The sequence below is a fragment of the Mycoplasmopsis arginini genome (genome assembly GCF_900660725.1).
Taxonomy (GTDB): domain Bacteria; phylum Bacillota_I; class Bacilli_A; order Mycoplasmatales; family Metamycoplasmataceae; genus Metamycoplasma; species Metamycoplasma arginini.
Window position 1 is genome coordinate 421,549 of sequence record NZ_LR215044.1, and the last position, 16,697, is coordinate 438,245.

Here is a 16,697-nt window from a genome sequence, read left to right on the forward strand (position 1 = left end):
CATACCTTAAACTCTAAAATTATTATTTTAAATTTTATATAAATTAGTCTTCGTCAGCAGAAACTTTTCCACCACGTTTTTTGATAATTTCATCGGCTAAATTACGTGGTAATTTTTCATAGTGATCGAATCACATTTGGTATGTGCCACGACCTGTAGTCATAGATCTTAATTGTGTTGCATAACCAAACATTTCGCTCAATGGAATATATGCTTTAATAACATGTGCTCCATCGTTTCTTGTTTCGTTATCACGAACTTGTCCTCTTCTACGTGAAATATCACCCATAACATCACCAAAGAAATCTTCAGGAACAACAACAGCAACGTCCATAATTGGTTCTAATAATACGGTACCTAATTGTTCACGACCTTTGGTCAATGATTTAGAAGCAGCAATTTTATATGCTAATTCAGAAGAGTCGACTTCATGATATGATCCATCAAATAATGTTGCTTTAATATCGATCATTGGGTAACCAGCAAGAATACCGATTTCCATTTTTTCTTTAAGACCTTTTTCGATTGATTTGATGTATTCTTTAGGAATTTTACCACCAACAATCTTATCGATAAATTCAAATCCACCATCTGGGTTTGGTTCATATTTAATTCAAACGTGACCGTATTGACCTTTACCACCAGATTGTTTCTTATGAATACCTTCAACTTCAGCAGCTTTGGTAATTGTTTCACGGTATGAAACTTGAGGTGCACCAACACTTACTTCAACTTTAAATTCACGTTTTAATCTGTCAACAATAATATCTAAGTGTAACTCACCCATACCAGCAATAATTGTTTGACCTGTTTCTTCATCAGTGTAGTATTTGAATGTAGGGTCCTCTGCACCTAAACGTTGTAATGCTAAAGATAATTTTTCTGAAGCATCTTTTGTTTTAGGTTCAATAGCTTGAGAGATAACTGGTTCTGGGAAGTTCATGTTTTCTAAAACAATATCTTTATGTTTTTCATCGATTAATGTATCACCAGTTGTTGTGTATTTTAAACCAACAGCAGCGGCAATATCACCTGTTCTAACTTCATCGATATCTGTTCTTGAGTTAGCGTGCATTAATAAAATACGGCTAAATCTTTCTTTTTCACCTTTTGTTGAGTTAGCAACGTATGAACCTTTATTAATAACCCCACTGTAAACTCTAAAGAATGTTAAGTTACCAACAAATGGGTCGTTCATAACTTTGAATGCTAATGATGAGAAAAATTCATCATCTGAAGCAGGGATAGAAATTTCTTCTTCACCTTTATATGCCTTCATATCAGGAATATCTAAAGGTGATGGTAAGTATTCAACAACAGCATCTAACATTAATTTAACACCTTTGTTTTTGAATGATGTTCCACAAACAACTGGGAAGTATGTTGATGTTAAAGTAGCTGTTCTAATTGCCTTTTTCATTAATTCTGCAGGAACTTCTTGTTCTGTTAATAATAATTCCATAATTTCTTCGTCAAAATCAGCTAGTGATTCTGCTAAAGAAGAACGCATTAAGTGCGCTTCATCTTTTAAGTGTTCTGGAATTTCAATTTCTTTCATGTTTTCATCAACACTACCATCAAATTCGTAAGCTTTTAATGTTACTAGGTCAATAATACCTGTAAATTGTGCTTCTTCACCGATGTTAAGTTGAATAGCATGAGCGTTAGCTCCTAATAATTTTCTTAATGATTCAACTGATGCTTTAAAGTTAGCACCCATTTTATCCATTTTGTTAACGTAAACAATTCTAGGAACTCTATAGTTTGTTGCTTGTCTTCAAACTGTTTCTGTTTGAGGTTCAACACCTGATTGAGCATCTAAAACTGCAACTGCACCATCTAATACCCGTAGTGAACGTTCAACTTCAATTGTAAAGTCAACGTGTCCTGGTGTATCGATAATGTTTAATCTTTTATTTTTTCAGTAAGCTGTTGTAGCAGCTGAAGTAATGGTAATTCCACGTTCTTGTTCTTGAACCATTCAGTCCATTTGTGAAGCACCTTCGTGTGTTTCACCAATTTTGTGAATTTTACCTGTGTGGTATAAAACTCTTTCTGTAGTAGTAGTTTTACCAGCATCAATATGAGCCATGATTCCAATGTTACGATAATCTTCTAATTTATATTCTCTTGACATATTTTTTTCCTAATCTTAAAAATAATTTAAATAAAATTGTAATTATCATCTAAAGTGAGCAAATGCTTTATTTGATTCAGCCATTTTGTGGGTATCTTCACGTTTTTTGATAGCTCCACCCATTTTATTTGAGGCATCAATAATTTCATGTGCTAACTTTTCTTCCATTGTCTTATCGTTTCTTAATCTTGCATATTGAATAATTCATCTTAATGCTAATGTTTGTTTTCTCTTAGCACTAACTTCACAAGGAACTTGGTAGTTTGATCCACCAACTCTTCTTGAACGAACTTCTAATTGAGGGCTTACATTTTCTAAAGCGGTATTAAATACTTCTAATGGTTCTTTTCCGGTTTTTTCTTTAACAATTTCGAATGCGTTGTATAAAATGTTTTCAGCAACAGATTTTTTACCATCAAGCATAATTGCGTTGATTAATTTGGTAATAATTTTTGAGTTAAAAACTGGATCTGCTAAAACATCTCTAACTGGTGCTTTATGTTTTCTTGACATATTTTTTCCTTTCTATTTAACTTTTAATTAATTACTTTTTGGTTTTTTTGTTCCGTATACTGAACGAGCTTGTTTTCTATTGTTTACACCGGCAGCATCTTGTGTACCACGAACGATTGTGTATCTAACTCCAGGTAAATCCTTAACTTTACCTCCACGAATTAAAACAACTGAGTGTTCTTGTAAGTTGTGTCCTTCTCCGGGGATGTAAGCTGTAACTTCTTGTCCGTTTGATAATCTAACACGGGCATATTTACGAATAGCTGAGTTAGGTTTTTTAGGTGTCATTGTTGCAACCCGAGTACATACACCACGTTTAAATGGTGCTGGAATTGCTTTTTCTTTTTTTTGTAAAGAGTTGTACATCTTTAATAAAGCAGGAGCTTTAGATTTAGTTGTCTTGTCTTTACGACCTTGCTTAACTAGTTGAGCAACTGTAGGCATATTTCTTTCCTTTCTTTTGTTTGATATTTTATTTGTTTATATATTTAATATTTTTAATCTGTTTTAAAAAATACTTATAAATTATACAACAACTAAACCGGTGTTTTACATTTTTTTAAAAATTTTTTAAATAAAAAATAATAGCCTTATTTTTAGCTATTATCTTGCATTTGTGGCATTATCAATTTGGTCTTTTTCTTGTTTAATAGAAATTATAAAAGTATTAAAGTTATTGATTTCTTGTTCAATTATTTCATTTTCTCAAGTATAGTTAAATTCGTTAGTATCAAAATAATTTTTAATTTTATTTACCAATGAATTATATTTAGGATCGATTAGATTATTTAAAACTCATTTTGAAAAGTCATAATACTTAACAAAGTAGGTTTGAACTAGTTCAATTTTCTTCGATCTTATTGTTACAAAGTCATTAACAAGTTTTTTAAATTTTGTTTTTGCTTGATCTAAAAATTCTGTTAAATTCTTTTCTTTACTAATTCTTTCATTTCTTAAAGAAGTTAATAATTCTTTAATATCATTTTTTAATTTTACAACATCTTGATCTGAAACATCACCAAAAAATTCTTCAACATTTGAAATTAACTTTAAAACATCGGCCTTAATTGCATTAATTAATGTATATTTAATTTCTTCTACTTTACTACAAGAAACTAATGCTGGTGTAAATGTTATAACTGGTAAAAACCCTAAAAATGCTTTAGTTATTTTTTTCATTTTATTCCTTTGTTAATAAAAATTTTGAAACTAAATAATCTTTATATTCTTTAAAAAATTCACCTAGTTCTTTTTCATAAACTTCTTTATCTTCGCCTAAAGAATAATTGACAGTTGTATTAGGATTGAAAAATAAATCCTCAACTTCAGAATCACGATAAAATAGTCATGAATTTTTAGTTGCTGATTGATATAGTGGGTCATTAGCACGAGCACTATAAACATATTCTTCATATTTTTTATTAAACTCTTCTTTTGACATTTTAGCTAATTCTTTTGTTTCGTTTAAAATTTTAGCTTTCTTGTCCATTTTATCCATTCATATAATTTCTTTTTCAATCTTATCTAAATTAGATTTTTCAATTTCAGGTAAAAGTTCATTTTCAATTTCACTATGTTTTTCATTATAATTTTTAATTTTTAATTGAACTTCGTTAAAGTAATTAATTTTAAATAATTGGTCTAAAAATAAATTATATTGTTTCTTAAATTTTACTTCTTCCATTGTGTTATAAAAAGTAATTCATTTTTTTAAAACATTTGATAATAAAACATTAGATGATTTTAATTTTTCAACATCTAAATCTATTTTTTTAGGATATTTGTTATTTAATGTTGGTTTTTCAATTTCTTTTAATGAAATAATTTCACTATAAACATCGGAATCTTTTGATTTATATTGTGGGTAATTAAATTTAATATGATAAATAACACCTAATGCAATAGCAAATGATAAACCTAATAAAGTTGCAAAAGTGATACCTGCTATAAAAAATGAAATGTATGTCTTGCTTGCTTCATTCAGATTTGCATACACTTTAGAAAGTGCTACTGAAGAAAAAATTATTTGCACAGATAATAAAATTGAAATTAAAATAGTGTTATAAAATGCATTACTTTTAAAATTGAAACCTTGAACATATTTTTTCACCAAGTACTTATCTAATACTTCCTTTGTTTTACTAATACTTCTTTTATAATTAACAAAAAATTTAATAATTAAATAAATATTAATAATTGCTAATAAAGTCAATAACAAAGAATATATTAAAAAAGAACCAGAACCTGTATTTGAAGTTTCTGGTGTTAGGCTTGATGATTCTGATTTTAAAAATAAATTAATCATAGTAAGCTCCTTTTATTTTTTAAATTTTAAATTAGTCAAAATCAACGTCGTCTTCATCAGTTGTATCTAGATTATTTTTTACATCTTTAGCTAATTCATCATTATTTTTTTGATCTGCTTTTGATTCTTCAGCTTGTTTTTCTTTCATGCTTTGTTCTTTAGCATTATCTATTCCACGATAAATTAATATTATTTTAGTAATTAGTTGTTCTCTACTTAATTCTTTAGCTCCAAAAATGTTTAATTTCTCAGCCATTAAAATTAATTTCTCATCTGACAATGTATTTAATTGATTTTCATAATCTACATATTTTTGTTCTTTTGAATCAACAGTTTGATTTAAAATTGGACTATTGCTGCTATTTGGCATATTATTAAAGCCATTTTCATTTTGACCAAACATTTGTGAAAAAATATTCATTGGATTATTTTGAAATTTTAAAAGTTCTTGATTTACTTTAAAGGTTCTAAATAATTTTATTATTCTTGAACATGGTAAATAAAGTCCGAAATAACCAATTGGTAAAATAATTGTAAATATAACATTTAATAATTTATTAATGTTTCAAGATTCGATAGAAAAAAATCCACCTGAAGAAAAGAATAAATTAATGATTAAGAAAGTAATAATAAAACCATATATTGATGATAATCATGGTGAATACTTTGTAAAATCTTTTTGTTTCATTGCACTAATTAGTGAAACAGTATGTCAAACTAACATTCCGGCCGATAATAACATCATAACAACTGAAAAAGAAAACTTTCTCACATACAATGCTTCAGCATTTTCTCTCACTGATGAAGGTGCTAGAGTTGGATATGCTTTGCTTATTTGAATTATATAATGACTAATGTAGTTTTGCTTATTAATAGAAAACTCAATAAAAGCAGTCATTAATAAAGCTAATACAATAACTATGAAAATAGTAAAAATAATTCATCTAACTTTAAATTTTTTACTGTTAGCATCATACAATTCTTGAGTTGAATTATATAAAGATAAATCAATTTTCATAAAAACCTCCTTGATTCATATTTCTTAAGTTTTAAGATTAAAATATACTAAAACTTAACTAAAATTATATACTAATAATTACATTATTTAAATTGTTCAATTTCTCTTAACATAATTTCAGGAATTGGTGCTTCGAAATGAACTTTGCTTCCTTTATTATCAATAAAATCAAGTGAAACTGCGTGTAATCTTTGATTAAATTCATCAACTTTCTTATTATAAATTGGGTCTCCATAAACTGGATGCTTAATATAGTTTAAATGAACTCTAATTTGGTGTGTTCTTCCTGTTTTTAAATTGCATTTAACTAGAGTTTTATCTTTATTATCAATTTTTAAATATTTAATAACTTCAACCATTGTATAAGCATTTTTTGAGTTTTGTTCAGTAACAGCATATTTTTGACGATTCTTAATATCTCGACCTATTGGTAAATCAATATGCATTTTTTTATTTGCAATTTTTCCATCAACTATTGCTAAATAAGTACGATCAATCTTATGTTCTTTTAATAAAGATGCAAAATAATTATGTGTTGGATTGTTTTTCGCAATAATTAGCAAGCCACTTGTATCTTTGTCAATTCGATGAACAACGCCCATTCTTAAAAGACCATTGACATTACTCAAGTTATTTTTAAAATGATACATAAGACCATTTACTAAAGTATTATCACGATGTCCTGGAGCGGGATGAACGACCAAACCAGATGGTTTGTTAATTACCAAATAATCTTCATTTTCATAAATAATATCAAGCTCAATTTTTTGTTCCTCAACATTAATTTGTTTATCTATAACTTTAATAACTTTAATCTCATCATTTTCTTTGACTACAAACTTATTCTTATTGATTTTAGTACCATTAACAAAAACAGCACCTTCTTTAATCAATTCCTGAATATCATTTCTAGTTATTGAAGAATTATTTGTAATATATTTATCAATTCGTTCAGAATAATTAACAATTAGTTTTAACATAATTTTAAAATTATAACAAATGTTATAATAATAAAATGAAGATTTTGGAAATCAAAAAATCAAAGTTTATACCGTTATTATTTGACGTAAATTCAAAAGAAGATGTAAAAATAATCATAGAATCTCTTTGAAAAGAACATAAAAAAGCGAGACATATTGTCTATGCATATATTATAAAAAATGATAATGTGATTATTAATGGCTACACCGATGATCGCGAACCTAAAGGTGTGGCAGGAATACCTCTTTATACTTTTCTAAATAGTAAAAATTTAGAGAATAAGTTATTAGTAATAATTCGTTATTTTGGTGGTATTGAATTAGGAAAAAGTAACTTATTAAGAACCTATTTACAAGCCGCTAAATTGCTTTTTGATAATGATTAAAAAAATTAAGCCCTCTTATAAAAAAAGGGGGCTTAATTTTAATCAAATAATATTTAAATATTTTTTGTTTTAGCAATTAAATTTTGTTTGAATTTTTCAGTTTCAAATAATTTAAAATTTAAAACGGAAAAATTTATTTTTAGATTTTATTGTTACACCTCCAGATTTACTTAATTTTACATTTTCAATATCATTATAATTAATTTTATTAATGTTATTTCCTCTAACAATTTCTAAATTTTCTTCAGTTAGAGAAATTCCTTTTAAATTATATAATCTAACAGTATCGAACGTATTTGCAATAACAATACTTAAAGATCCCAAGCATAAAAAAGTAAAAAATCAAATGCGACCTTTCTAGCGCTTTCAAGATCATCACCTTCAAAAGCAAAAAATTTAATAAATTTAACTAAAGTTTCATCTTGTGAAAAAAATAAGTTTTTTGAAGAACTTAAATAATATGATTAAACTGCAAATAAAATAAAAAATGATATAGATATTGTAAAAACTACACCTAAAATAATAAATGACGGTTTTTTGTTTAATTTTTGACATTTTGACTGTTTTTGCACTTAAAAACAAGGCTTTTTTACCTTGTTTTTAAGTTCTATAATGTTGCTATTTGCTTTTGTTGTTTTTGCTTTTTCATCTTTATTTCATAAGACAATATAAATGAGAATTGAACTGTATATACAATCGTTGAAATAATTTGTCATGTTAAAGCACCAATTAATGCATTTAATGTTGCTAACTCTGATTCAGTTCCAATTTGTTTTGCTCTAGCAATACTTAAACTAAAAAAGAAAATTCAAAATGTATTGTTAATTAAGAATAAAAATGGCATTCATGGGCTTAATCCATTAAAATTCTTTGTCTTAAATCCATTAATTAATTGTGGAGTAAACGCTAATGTTGTGCAAGCTGGGGTAATTAATCCGATAATTAATGATGTTGTTTTGTCAAAAACGGCAATTTTACCAATATAAACTTTTGTTGTCGGGTCCACTGGATAAAACATTCCATAGTGAAGCTTTTGATGTACAATAAAAAAGAAAACAACAAAAAATGCAAATACTAATAGTTCTGAAATTGCAATTGCTAAAGTTGCATAACCTTTTTGTTTTTTAGATAGTTTATAATTATAGTAATATAAGAAAAACATTGTAAAAGCATAAATAAATGAACAGAATAGGTTGGCCAAGAAAATATATCAACCGTTTTCATTTGGGGTAAAAACTCCATAAATAATTCAAACAATGATACCTAAGTAAAAAATTCAAAATGAATAATAATTTACATTTTCAGCCTTTTTAGTTTTTATTAATCTAATTAATTGTGGAACTCCTAATAAGATAGTTGCTATTGATCCAAGTGCTCCAAAAAACTGGATAAAAATCTCTAACGTATTCATAATTAACAATTATACATTATTACTTTTTTTATAATTAATAAAACTGATTTATTTATTATTTTTTAAATAAAAAATAATTAAAAATAAGGTTAAAAACAAATAAAAAAACACCTTGCGGTGTTAAGTCATTTCTGAAATGGTGGCTCCGGCAGGAATCGAACCAGCGACACACGGAGCTTCAGTCCGTTGCTCTACCAACTGAGCTACAGAGCCATGGCGGTCCAGACGGGAATTGAACCCGCGATCTCTTCCGTGACAGGGAAGCGTATTAAACCACTTTACCACTGGACCGTGGTTGCGGAGATTGGAATCGAACCAATGACCTTTGGGTTATGAGCCCAACGAGCTGCCGCCTGCTCTACTCCGCTATATAAATGGCGGGCAATGAGGGATTTGAACCCCCGCGGGCCGTGAAGCCCCTGGCAGTTTTCAAGACTGCTCCCTTCAGCCTCTTGGGTAATTGCCCACTGGTGGACCCAACAGGACTCGAACCTGTAACCGACCGGTTATGAGCCGGTTGCTCTAACCATTGAGCTATGGGTCCTTAAAAAATCCCTATTGGGTTTTACATTTGGTAGCACCGAAGAGAGTCGAACTCTTGACCTTCCGGGTATGAACCGGACGCTCTAACCAACTGAGCTACAATGCCATAATGGTGGAGAGGAAGGGACTCGAACCCTCTACCTCCTGCGTGCAAGGCAGGCGCTCTGGCCAGGTGAGCTACCCCCCCATAAATGGTGAAGAAGACAGGATTCGAACCTGCGACCGCTTGAGCCCAAGTCAAGTGCTCTACCAAGCTGAGCTACTTCTCCACGCACAATTTTTGCTTAAATGCTTAATTATTATATATTATTTTTTAAATAATTAAAATTTTTTTTAAAAATCTTCACTATTTCAAACAAACTCATAATCTCTAATTTTAATAGTATCACCATCTTTAACTTTTGAGTTTTTAATTAACTCAAAAACACCTAATGATTTTAATTTAGCATTAAATCTTCATAAGTTATCTAAAGAAATGACAGGAATCTTATCATATACCTTATAAACATCATCACCAATAATTTCATAAGTGTCATCTGATAATTTAACTATTTCAATTGGTTTTTTATCTAATGTAATAACAACAACTTCTTCTGATTCTTTTAATTCGTCAATTACGTTTTGTTTTGAAATTTGTAATGTATTTCATAAAACTTTTTTAATTTCATCAATATGAGAGTCTACTAAAGCAGAATTTTCAATCAATATTAAGTTTGGGTATTTTTCTTTAAATTCTTTAACATGAATATCATAACTTTCTAAATCCGATTTATTAGCCACAATAACTTGTGGTAATTTTTCTAATTTTAAGTTATACGATTTCAATTCATTGTTAATAATTTCATAATCATTAATCGGATCCTTATTTTCATCTCCAAAGTCAATGATATGACAAATAACCCTACATCTTTCAATATGTTTTAAAAATTGAATTCCTAACCCTCTTCCTTCTGAGGCTTTTTCAATAAGTCCTGGTAAATCAGCAACTACAAAATTGTTTTCATAATATTTTACAAGTCCTAACTGAGGAACTAATGTTGTAAAATCATAATCAGCAATCTTAGGTTTTGCATTAGATATTTGCGATAGAATTGTACTTTTTCCGGCACTAGGTTTACCAACAAAACCAACATCAGCTAAAACCTTTAATGTTAAATGAAGGTCCATTTTTTCACCAGGTGTACCATTTTCACAAATTCTTGGAGCGGTATTTCTTGAAGATTTAAATCTTAGGTTTCCTTTTCCACCCTTTCCGCCTTTAGCAATTAAATACTTTTCTTCAGAAATAACATCAGCAATTAGTTGCCCATCTTTATAAACCATAGTTCCTAAAGGTACTTTAACAACTAAATCTTCACCGCCTCTTCCAAAAGCATTTTTAGGTTTTCCATTTTCGCCAGGTTCAGCAACAATTTTATTTTGATAATAAAAAGGTAATAATGTGTTTTGGCCAGGGTCGCCTTGAAAATAGACTGAACCTCCATTTCCACCATCACCACCATCTGGACCACCTTTATCAACATTAGCCTCACGGCGAAAACTAATTATTCCGTCTCCGCCTTTACCAGCTATTACTAATATATCAACTTCGTCTATAAATTTCATGTGTTTATTTTACCAAAAATCTATAAATTTAATTTATAGAAATTTTATATATCAAATTAAAATGATAAAAAATCAAAGCACCTATAAAATGCTTTGATTATTTTAAGATATTCCGAATTATATGAACTGGTTTTTATAATAGTAAGTTATTAAGATTTTATTTTTTAGCGAACACTGATACAAATCGGACAATATAGAAAAAATAATCTGAAAATATTTTTTTGATAAAAATAAATAAGTTTTTTCATTTAAGTAAGATATTGTGAGCTTTTCAATAATTAATACCGATACTATTTTTTAAAGTTCGAAAAACGTTTATACATTTCACCTCAAATAATTTTAACCCCTGAAAATAAGGTGAAAATGTTTTATAGTTTTAAAAGAAAAATCTTTTTTAAAGGGAAATAAAGGAGCTTAAATAAAAGAGAAACTATTAAAAAAAATACCAATTATTACACTTAAATACTAAGTTTTTTTCTATATTAAATTGTTCCTATAACTTTTGTTATTTTAATTTGTATCAAATTTATTATAGTTAATTTTCACAAGCATTATACATTTTATTTTTTTATTGTACATTTGTGCATTTTTTACACAAAAATCGTGTTCATAATTACTTCTTAATAATTCTTGAAAATAAAATTTCGTCTGCTTGGGGTGATAAATTATCAAATTTATCAAATTTGTTTATTAAAGAATGGTGGTTTTTATATTGTTTAATAAAGCCTAAAATTTTATTAGTTTTTTCTGGTAATACCACTGATAACATTAAATTGATAACATAAATTCCGTTTAATAAAGTATTTAAAACGCAATTTAATCTAACTAAATCTTCTTTTAATAATCATGGTTTTGTTAGATCGATGTATTCATTTAATTTTGAAGATAAATTAATTGCAATCTTAAAAGCTTTATCAGCGTGGAAATTGTCAAATTCATTTTTGTAATTTTCATAATAAATTTGAAGTGAATTAAGAATATCTTTATCAATATCTTGTAAATCTTTTTCTTTAAAAGTAGTTCCATTTACAAAGTTTTGATTAATCATTTTGATTGTTCTATTAACCAAGTTACCAAAATTATTAGCTAAATCAGCATTAAGCACATTTATTAATAAATCTTCACTAAAAGAAAAGTCATTGTCAATATTAACTTGTGAACTAAAGAAATATTTTACTTCTTCAGCACCATATTTTGTAACAAGTGGAATTGGTTCAATAATATTTCCTTTAGATTTAGACATTTTTCCTTCTGGAGTAATAATTCAAGAATGAACAACTTCTCTTGTTGGTTTATTAACACCAATAGCCTCTAAAAATATTGGTCAATAAATAGCATGAAAACGCGAAATTTCTTTAGCTAAAACATGAATTCTTTCGTCGCCATTTACTCAAAAGTCTTGATAATTTTGGTCATTTTCTTCCTCGAAGCCTAGAGCAGTTAAATAACTAAATAGTGCATCTAATCAAACATAAATAACATGTTGTTTTTCATCATTGTATTTTTCTTTAGGAACTTTTATACCCCAATCAAAAGAAATTCTCGTAACAGATAAGTCTTCTAGTCCTTTTTCTAAAAAGTTATTATTTAATTCTTTTTCAATGTTTTTATTAGTTAAGAAGGAAAGATTATTTTCAAAGAAACTTTTTATTCAAGGCTCCATTTTTTTCATATTAAAGAAATAACTTTCTTCTTCAATTTCTTGAAGTTGATGATTTGAAGTTGGATGGTAATATTTACCATCTTTAAAAACAGCCTGACTCTGTGTTAAAAATTCTTCATCACTAACTGAATATAAACCAATATATTTATCCTTAAAAATATAGCCGTTTTGATACATTTTTTCAAATACTTTTAAAACAGTTTTTTCATGATTTTTATTTGTTGTACGGCTATAAAAGTCATAATCTATTTTTAAAAGTTTCCATAAATCAATAAACTTTTCTGACTGCTTATCAACATATAACTGTGGATCTAAATTATTTTCTTCTGCTTTCTTTTGTATTTTTTGTCCATGTTCATCAATGCCAGTTGCAAAAAATGTTTTATATCCTTGACTATTTTTATAATTTTTATAAACTCATGCTAAAGTAGTAGTTAATAAATGACCAATATGTAAATTACCACTTGGATAATAAATAGGTGTTGTTATATAAAAAGTTTTTTGTTTATTATTCATTATTTTTCTCCTTTTCTTTTATTGGAACATAAAGTTTTTGCGTTTCTATACGATATGAATGATCATTAATATCATCATTGTGTAAATAAATATTTGGTTCAAAAAATGTTCCTCATCCTGAATTAAATCTTGATTCAACTAAACAAAATTTTGGCTGTGAGTTGGTTCTTGTAAATACTAATTGAATTCGTTTGGGTTCAAAATTATATTTTCTTAATAAACAAATTAAATCAATATATCGTGCCATTGGAAGAACAACACTAAAATAACCTTTTTGTTCAATAATTTTTGATGATAATGAAACTAGTGTTTCTAAATCTAAATTAATTTCATGTGTCGCTAATTTTTGTTCATAAGTGCCAGTTTTTCTTACTTGATTAAAGTTTTCATTGTAATATGGCGGATTAGCAACAATTAAAGAATATTTTTTAGCTTGTTTATTTCCACATTTATAAGCATAATCCTTAGCATAATCTTTAAAATCAGCAGAAATAACATTTATTTGATCATCAAAATTATTCAATGAAACATTTTTTCTTGCTAATAAAACAGCCTTTTCTTGAATTTCAACTGCATCAATTTTTATTTTTTCCGATCTTGCTGCCATAAAAATTGATAAGGCACCATTATTTGTTCCCACTTCTAAAATATTCGAAACATTTCGATTAATAGAAACAAAATTTCCTAATAAAATAGTATCAACTGAATAGTTAAACATCTCTTTGTCTTGATAAACAAAAAGATCATTACCATATCCCAAATTATTCTTAAAAACACCCATTTTTTTCATATTAATTAATTATAAATTAATTATTTTTAAAAGTTAAATTTGTTAATAAATTTAGTCATAGAATCAACTTTACTTTTAAAATAAATTTAAATAAATTTTGAATTTTTTAATAACTTTTAAAAAATAAAATTATTTTTTTCTTATCGTTGTATTAAAATTTGAAGTATAAAAGAATTAGGAGTGTAAAAAATAAATGATTAATTCAAATGTTTCACCGTCATTATTAAGTACTATATTATTTTACGGTAAAAAAAGTAAGAAAAGAAACGTTACTTTATTTTTAAGTTTAATAATTAAATTAGTATTTTATTTATTTTTAATTTTCGATATTATTGTATTTTCATCATTTTTGTTTTCTAAAGAGCAAGTCAGTTTCTATTTAGTTTCAAAAATTGTAATTTTGTTTTTAAGCTTTATTACATTATTTTTAATTTTAGTTCCTTTAACTAATAATTTATTAAAATCAAGCGATTTTTTGAAAGATAATAATAAACATTCAATAGGCAGTTATTTAATTAGAAAAAATAACGAAAAACAAAAAATTTCTCATTTATTAAAGACACAATTTTGAATAAATATATTATTTAATTTTTTATATTTTCTTGCCATTGGTTTTAGTTTATTAGTAAACTATATCGGTTTATACTTTAGTTGAGCACAAAATATTATTTGCATAATTTCAGGTTTTATTCTATTTAAAAATATTTTATTTGATGATATTCTAATTCCTTTATTATTTACAAAAATTTCAGATAAAAAAGTAGCTTTTATTTCTTCAATTAATTTAATGTGAATTACCTTAACATTCTTAATAATGGTTTTAACCTCATTAATATTAAGCATTCTTGATATTTTTATACATCTAGGATGAAATGAACTAATAATAACAATATTTGCAATGCCAATAATTTTCTTTGTTTCTTATATTATAAAAGTTATGACTATATTATTAATTAATAGAAAAAATTTAAATAGATTTATTTACGTTTCAGCTTTCTTAATTGCTTTTTCTTATCAAGATTAAATCAATAAATAAAATAAGATGTGAGTCTAACTCGCATCTTTTTAACATTCTTTTATGATTAGTTATATTTAATTTCTTCTCACTTATTTGCACTAAAATCTTGAAGAAAATTGATTAATAAATCCCCCGCAGCCATTAAATCAGAAATAGCACAAACTCCAATAGGACTATGTAAATATCTTTGTGGTAAAGAAATTGTTAAAGTAGCAGCTCCACCATGAGCAAATTGTAATTCGTGAGCATCTGTACCACCGCCCATTGCTACAAATTTATATGAAGGAATGTTGTATTTGCTTGATATGTTTTGAAATTCTTTAACTAATTTTGGATCCATCATTGTACCACGGTCTTTAATTCTTAAAGCGGCACCTTTGTATAGTGAAGTATTGCCCGGAATGGTATTTGGAGTATCATGAAATGCACATGTATCTAATGCAATCGCTATATTTGGTTTAATTAAAGAAACACTAGTTCTAGCTCCTCTTGTTCCTACTTCTTCTTGAACGGTACCAACTAAATATAAATCAACATCTAAATCTTTATTGGCAATTTCCTTAGCTACATATTCTAAAACTGTAACGCCAGCTCTATTATCCATAGCTTTTCCACCAATTAAGTTTGGATCATTAAATAAAACTGTTTCACCTGACATATAAACTAAATCACCAACACCAGCACCTTGTTCTTTTGCATCTTCATCTGATTTAAAGCCAAAGTCTGCATATAATTCGTTATTAGTAATTGCTTTTGATATTTCATTTTCTTGCATAATATGAATACTTGTATGACCAAATAATCCTAAAAATGTCTTGCCATTATCTGTAACTAATTTAGCTTTTGTACCAATTACAGAAGAAGGTCATATACCTCCAACTGGTGATAAAAGTAATTGACCTTTTTTATCAATATTACGTACCATAAAGCCCACTTCATCCATGTGGGCAGCAATCATAACTCTTGGTGCATTAGGATTTCTTGATTTTTTTCTAAAAATAACTGATCCTAGATTATCACGACTTACTTCAAAATTAAAGTTTTTTAATGACGATTTTAATTCATTTACGACAGGTTCTTCATAACGAGACATTGCCTCGATTTCCATGTATTTAATTAATCTATTTTTAAATAATTCTTTTTTATCCATAATTTTTAAACCCCTTTTTAATAATATTTAAATTAATACATAAATTTTAACAAATTAAGTTAGATTATGTTTTTTTATATTTTTAACAAAAAATTAGACAAATTTTTGCCTAATTAATTGTAATATCTTTTTTATGAAAATAAATTGTAATCGGAATATAACACACCATAATTGTTACAAAGTAAATAATAAAAACAATAAAACTTCAATAAACCCTATCAGAAATAATATTAAAAATTACTGATATTAAAATAGATAATAAAGAAATATTTAAAATAACAAAAAAAGCAATAAAGTTTGTTTTATTAATTTTTAAATTGCTGTTTAATATATTAATTTTATTAATAAAAAATATTGGAAATGAACTTTTTAGAAAGCCATTCTTATTTCTTAATAGAATAACAAATTTTGTAAACTGTAACATGAAAATAGACAAATAAATTAATGAAAAAGAAATTGGATATAAATGTCTTCAATTTATATATTTCATATATAATAACGGCATTGAACCTGTGTCTTCAAATTGTTTATTATAATTTTTTGCTCAGATTATATAAACAAAAATAAAAAATAATGATAAAAAGAAAACTATGTTTAGTAATAAATCAAAACTGAAAAATAATTTCTTATAATTTTTTATATTCATAATTATGTTCCTTTAT

16 protein-coding genes and 8 tRNA genes are annotated in these 16,697 nt (G+C 26.7%); 2 read left to right on the forward strand and 22 right to left on the reverse strand.

The window, feature by feature from the left end; all coding sequences use genetic code 4:
• Positions 1-43: 43 nt before the first annotated feature.
• From fusA to EXC38_RS01970, 7 genes are all read right to left on the reverse strand, one after another.
• The gene (fusA, locus tag EXC38_RS01940; RefSeq protein ID WP_004417441.1) at positions 44-2,137 is read right to left on the reverse strand and encodes an elongation factor G; all 2,094 of its coding nucleotides are present in this window, start codon (positions 2,135-2,137) and stop codon (positions 44-46) included.
• Positions 2,138-2,179: 42 nt separating this feature from the next.
• The gene (rpsG, locus tag EXC38_RS01945) at positions 2,180-2,650 is read right to left on the reverse strand and encodes a 30S ribosomal protein S7 (RefSeq protein ID WP_004417445.1); all 471 of its coding nucleotides are present in this window, start codon (positions 2,648-2,650) and stop codon (positions 2,180-2,182) included.
• A 27-nt stretch (positions 2,651-2,677) separates the two neighbouring features.
• Positions 2,678-3,094, reverse strand: a complete 417-nt coding sequence (gene rpsL, locus EXC38_RS01950) for a 30S ribosomal protein S12 (protein WP_004417446.1) — start codon at positions 3,092-3,094, stop codon at positions 2,678-2,680.
• Between the two features lie 159 nt (positions 3,095-3,253).
• Positions 3,254-3,829, reverse strand: a complete 576-nt coding sequence (locus EXC38_RS01955) for a hypothetical protein (protein ID WP_129694626.1) — start codon at positions 3,827-3,829, stop codon at positions 3,254-3,256.
• 1 nt (position 3,830) lies between these two features.
• Positions 3,831-4,955, reverse strand: coding sequence for an ABC transporter permease (locus EXC38_RS01960; RefSeq protein ID WP_129694627.1), 1,125 nt, complete (start codon positions 4,953-4,955; stop codon positions 3,831-3,833).
• 31 nt (positions 4,956-4,986) lie between these two features.
• Positions 4,987-5,973 carry a flagellar export protein FliJ gene (locus EXC38_RS01965; protein ID WP_129694628.1) on the reverse strand — a complete coding sequence of 329 codons (987 nt, stop codon included), beginning with the start codon at positions 5,971-5,973 and terminating at the stop codon, positions 4,987-4,989.
• An 83-nt stretch (positions 5,974-6,056) separates the two neighbouring features.
• Complete coding sequence (locus EXC38_RS01970; protein ID WP_129694629.1) at positions 6,057-6,953, reverse strand: RluA family pseudouridine synthase; 897 nt, start codon at positions 6,951-6,953, stop codon at positions 6,057-6,059.
• A 35-nt stretch (positions 6,954-6,988) separates the two neighbouring features.
• Here EXC38_RS01970 and EXC38_RS01975 point away from each other — a divergent pair, with 35 nt between their 5' ends.
• Positions 6,989-7,339, forward strand: coding sequence for a YigZ family protein (locus tag EXC38_RS01975; protein ID WP_129694630.1), 351 nt, complete (start codon positions 6,989-6,991; stop codon positions 7,337-7,339).
• A 111-nt stretch (positions 7,340-7,450) separates the two neighbouring features.
• On the opposite strand, the gene EXC38_RS01980 is transcribed toward EXC38_RS01975, so the two are convergent.
• From EXC38_RS01980 to EXC38_RS02040, 13 genes are all read right to left on the reverse strand, one after another.
• Positions 7,451-7,663 (reverse strand): hypothetical protein, encoded by a 213-nt coding sequence (locus EXC38_RS01980; protein ID WP_109246803.1) that lies wholly within the window; start codon positions 7,661-7,663, stop codon positions 7,451-7,453.
• Between the two features lie 283 nt (positions 7,664-7,946).
• Positions 7,947-8,750: a SemiSWEET family transporter gene (locus EXC38_RS01985; protein ID WP_129694631.1), complete on the reverse strand. Its 804-nt coding sequence runs from the start codon at positions 8,748-8,750 to the stop codon at positions 7,947-7,949.
• 137 nt (positions 8,751-8,887) lie between these two features.
• Positions 8,888-8,963, reverse strand: a tRNA-Phe gene (locus tag EXC38_RS01990).
• 1 nt (position 8,964) lies between these two features.
• Positions 8,965-9,041 (reverse strand) — tRNA-Asp (locus tag EXC38_RS01995).
• A gap of 1 nt (position 9,042) precedes the next feature.
• Positions 9,043-9,118: transfer RNA gene (locus tag EXC38_RS02000), tRNA-Met, on the reverse strand.
• Between the two features lie 7 nt (positions 9,119-9,125).
• Positions 9,126-9,216 (reverse strand) — tRNA-Ser (locus tag EXC38_RS02005).
• Positions 9,217-9,218: 2 nt separating this feature from the next.
• Positions 9,219-9,294 (reverse strand) — tRNA-Ile (locus EXC38_RS02010).
• A gap of 28 nt (positions 9,295-9,322) precedes the next feature.
• Positions 9,323-9,399 (reverse strand) — tRNA-Met (locus EXC38_RS02015).
• Positions 9,400-9,403: 4 nt separating this feature from the next.
• Positions 9,404-9,480, reverse strand: a tRNA-Ala gene (locus EXC38_RS02020).
• Between the two features lie 5 nt (positions 9,481-9,485).
• Positions 9,486-9,562: transfer RNA gene (locus EXC38_RS02025), tRNA-Pro, on the reverse strand.
• 64 nt (positions 9,563-9,626) lie between these two features.
• The gene (gene obgE, locus EXC38_RS02030) at positions 9,627-10,898 is read right to left on the reverse strand and encodes a GTPase ObgE (RefSeq protein WP_004417462.1); all 1,272 of its coding nucleotides are present in this window, start codon (positions 10,896-10,898) and stop codon (positions 9,627-9,629) included.
• 613 nt (positions 10,899-11,511) lie between these two features.
• A complete protein-coding gene (metG, locus tag EXC38_RS02035; protein ID WP_129694632.1) occupies positions 11,512-13,077 on the reverse strand; it encodes a methionine--tRNA ligase in 1,566 nt (521 codons plus the stop codon).
• Positions 13,070-13,867: a tRNA1(Val) (adenine(37)-N6)-methyltransferase gene (locus EXC38_RS02040; protein ID WP_129694633.1), complete on the reverse strand. Its 798-nt coding sequence runs from the start codon at positions 13,865-13,867 to the stop codon at positions 13,070-13,072. The genes metG and EXC38_RS02040 overlap by 8 nt, the downstream gene beginning before the upstream one ends.
• Before the next feature lie 193 nt (positions 13,868-14,060).
• Between EXC38_RS02040 and EXC38_RS02045 the strand changes: the two genes are divergently transcribed.
• On the forward strand, positions 14,061-14,891 hold the full coding sequence (locus EXC38_RS02045) for a hypothetical protein (protein WP_129694634.1): 831 nt from the start codon (positions 14,061-14,063) through the stop codon (positions 14,889-14,891).
• 58 nt (positions 14,892-14,949) lie between these two features.
• On the opposite strand, the gene EXC38_RS02050 is transcribed toward EXC38_RS02045, so the two are convergent.
• Positions 14,950-16,035 carry a M42 family metallopeptidase gene (locus EXC38_RS02050; protein ID WP_129694635.1) on the reverse strand — a complete coding sequence of 362 codons (1,086 nt, stop codon included), beginning with the start codon at positions 16,033-16,035 and terminating at the stop codon, positions 14,950-14,952.
• A gap of 109 nt (positions 16,036-16,144) precedes the next feature.
• Entirely contained in the window at positions 16,145-16,681 is a 537-nt protein-coding gene (locus EXC38_RS02055; RefSeq protein WP_129694636.1) for a hypothetical protein, read from the reverse strand.
• Positions 16,682-16,697 lie beyond the last annotated feature (16 nt).